Below are 3,381 nucleotides of genomic sequence, written 5' to 3' on the forward strand. Positions count from 1 at the left end.
CCAGGCCGCGCTGGCGGTGCTGTTGTCGACCATGAGCGGAAGCAGCGAGGTGGCCGTGGGCTTCCCGATCGCCGGCCGGCGCGACCCGCTGCTCGACGACGTGGTGGGCTTCTTCGTCAACACGCTGGTGCTGCGGGTCGATCTGGCCGGCGATCCGACGGTGGCCGAGCTGTTGTCCCAGGTGCGGCAGCGCAGCCTGGCCGCCTACGAGCACCAGGATGTGCCCTTCGAGGTGCTGGTGGAGCGGCTTCGCCCGGCCCGCAGCCTGAGCCATCACCCGCTGGTGCAGGTGATGTTGGCATGGCAGAACAACGACCCCGCCGAACTGACCCTTGGCGATCTACGGGTCGCCCCGTTGCCCGTGGACACCCACACCGCGCGCATGGATATGACCTTCTCGCTGGGCGAGCACTGGGACGACACCGGCGAAGCCGCCGGAATCGGCGGCCAGGTCGAGTTCCGCACCGACGTGTTCGACGCCGACACCATCGAAGCGCTGATCAAGCGCCTCTACCAGGTGTTGGTGGCCGTGACCGCCGACCCCGGCCGTCCGTTGTCGTCGATCGACATGCTCGATGCCGACGAGCGCGCCCGCCTAAACGAATGGGGTAACCGCGCGGTGTCGCACCGACCGCCGACCCCGCCGTCCATCCTGGAGGTGTTCGCCGCGCAGGTCGCCCGCGACTCGGGCGCTGCGGCCGTCAGCTGCGGGGACCGCTCGATGACCTACCGGCAACTCGACCGGGCCGCAAACCGGTTGGCGCACTTGCTCGTAGGGCGCGGGGTCGGTGCGGGCGATTGCGTCGGGCTGCTGATGGACCGCTCGGCGGACGCGATCGTGGCGATCCTCGCGGTGCTCAAGACCGGGGCGGCCTACCTGCCGATCGATCCGGCGCTGCCGGCGGCGCGGATCGAGTTCATCCTCACCGACGCCGCCCCGGCCGCCACGCTGACGACCGCCGACCTCCGGTCGCGGCTGGACGGGTTCGAATTCGCCGTCGTCGACGTTCACGACGCCGCTCTGGGCGCCCAGCCCGGTGGCGCGTTGCCCGCGGCACCGACGGCCGACGACATCGCCTACATCATCTACACGTCCGGAACCACGGGAACTCCCAAGGGCGTGGCCGTGGCCCACCGCAACGTCACGCAGCTGTTCGCCCCCCTCGACGCGCCCCTGCCGGTGGCCGCGGTGTGGGCGCAGAGCCATTCGCTGGTCTTCGACGTGTCGGTGTGGGAGATCTTCGGTGCGCTGCTGCACGGCGGCCGGGTGCTGGTGGTGCCCGACGCGACCGCCCGGTCCCCGAAAGACCTGCACGCTTTGCTGAGCGCCGAACGGGTCGGCGTGCTCACCCAGACGCCGTCGGAGGCGGCGATGCTCCCGCTCGACGAGCTGGACTCGGCCGCCCTGGTGGTGGCCGGTGAGGCGTGCCCGGAAGAGGTGGTGGACCGGTGGGCGCCGGGGCGGACGATGCTCAACGTCTACGGCCCGACCGAGACCACGATGTGCGTGGCGATCAGCGCGCCGCTGGCGTCCGAGTCGGGAACCCCGCCGATCGGCTCGCCGGTGCCGGCGGCGGCACTGTTCGTGCTCGACGGGCGGTTGCGCGAAGCGCCCGCCGGTGTCGTCGGCGAGCTGTACGTCGCCGGCGCGGGGGTGACGTACGGATACGTGCGCCGGGCGGGTCTGACCGCGTCACGGTTCGTGGCGTGCCCGTTCGGGGCACCCGGCACCCGGATGTATCGCACCGGGGATCTGGTGTGTTGGGGCCCGGACGGGCAGCTGCGGTACCTGGGCCGCGCGGACGAACAGGTCAAGATCCGCGGGCACCGCGTCGAACTCGGCGAGGTGCGGGCGGCCCTGGCCGCATCGGACGGGGTGGAGCAGGCGGCCGTGATCGCCCGCGAGGACCGCGCGGGGGACAAGCGGCTGGTGGGGTACGTCACGGGCGCGGCCGACCCGGCCACGCTGCGCGCGGCGCTCGCCGATCGGCTGCCCGCCTACATGGTCCCGGCGGCGGTGGTGGTGCTGGACACGCTGCCGTTGACGGTGAACGGCAAACTCGACGCGCGCGCGCTGCCGGCACCGACCTACGCCGACGGTGATCGCTACCGCCCGCCGGCCACTCCGGTCGAGGAGACGCTGGCCGACATCTACGCCGAAGTCCTGGGGGCGGACCGGGTAGGGGTCGAGGAATCGTTCTTCGACCTCGGCGGTGACTCGTTGTCGGCGATGCGCCTGGTCGCCGCCATCCACACCACCCTGGGTGTCCATCTGCCGGTGCGCGCCGTCTTCGACGCGCCGTCGGTGCGGAACCTGAGTCAGCAATTGGACCGGCACGCCGACCAATACGGCCCCGGCTTCGCCTCGGTGCACGGACCTGATGCCACGCAGGTCTACGCCAGCGATCTGACCCTGGACAGGTTCATCGATGCCGCGACGCTGAGCGCCGCGCCCGCGCTGCCGGGGCCGAGCTCGCAGGTGCGGACGGTCCTGTTGACGGGGGCGACGGGGTTCCTGGGGCGTTATCTGGCGCTGCAGTGGCTCGAGCAGCTCGAGTTGGTGGGCGGCAAGCTGATCTGCTTGGTGCGGGGCGGCTCCGACGAGGAGGCGCGCCTGCGGCTGGAGAAGACGTTCGACAGCGGTGACCCGAAGCTGCAGAGCCACTTCCACCGATTGGCGGCAGACCGCCTCGAGGTGATCGCCGGTGACAAGGGTGCGACGAATCTTGGTCTCGACGAACACATCTGGCGGCGGCTCGCCGACACCGTCGACCTGATCGTCGACTCGGCCGCCCTGGTCAACGGCGCGCTGCCCTACAGCGAGCTGTTCGGCCCCAACGTCGTCGGCACCGCCGAGCTGATCCGGCTGGCCCTCACCGGCAAGCTCAAGCCGTACTCCTACGTCTCGACGGCGAACGTCGGGGACGGGGTGGAACCGGCGGCGTTCACCGAAGACGCCGACATCCGCGTCATCAGCCCGACCCGGACCATCGACGGCGGCTACTCCAACGGCTACGGGAACAGCAAGTGGGCCGGCGAGGTGCTGCTGCGCGAGGCCAACGACCTGTGCGGGCTGCCGATCTCGGTGTTCCGCTGCGACATGATCCTCGCCGACACCAGCTACGCCGGCCAACTCAACCTGTCGGACATGTTCACCCGGATGGTGCTGAGCCTGGTGGCCACCGGCGTCGCGCCGCGGTCGTTCTACCAGCTGGACGCCGAGGGCAACCGGCGCCGTTCGCACTTCGACGCGCTGCCGGTGGAGTTCGTCGCCGACGCGATCACCACGCTCGGTGGCCGGACCGTCGAAGGGTTCGAGACGTATCACGTGATGAACCCGCACGACGACGGCATCGGCATCGACGAGTACGTCGACTGGCT

At 70.8% G+C, this 3,381-nt stretch carries 1 protein-coding gene; it reads left to right on the top strand.

What is annotated here, in order from left to right; all coding sequences use genetic code 11:
- Window positions 1–3,381, top strand: a 3,381-nt coding sequence (locus A9X03_RS26700; RefSeq protein ID WP_156746690.1) for an amino acid adenylation domain-containing protein, incomplete at both ends; no start/stop codon positions are given.

Origin of the sequence: Mycobacterium sp. E1715 (assembly GCF_001667625.1) — a bacterium.
Lineage (GTDB): Bacteria > Actinomycetota > Actinomycetes > Mycobacteriales > Mycobacteriaceae > Mycobacterium.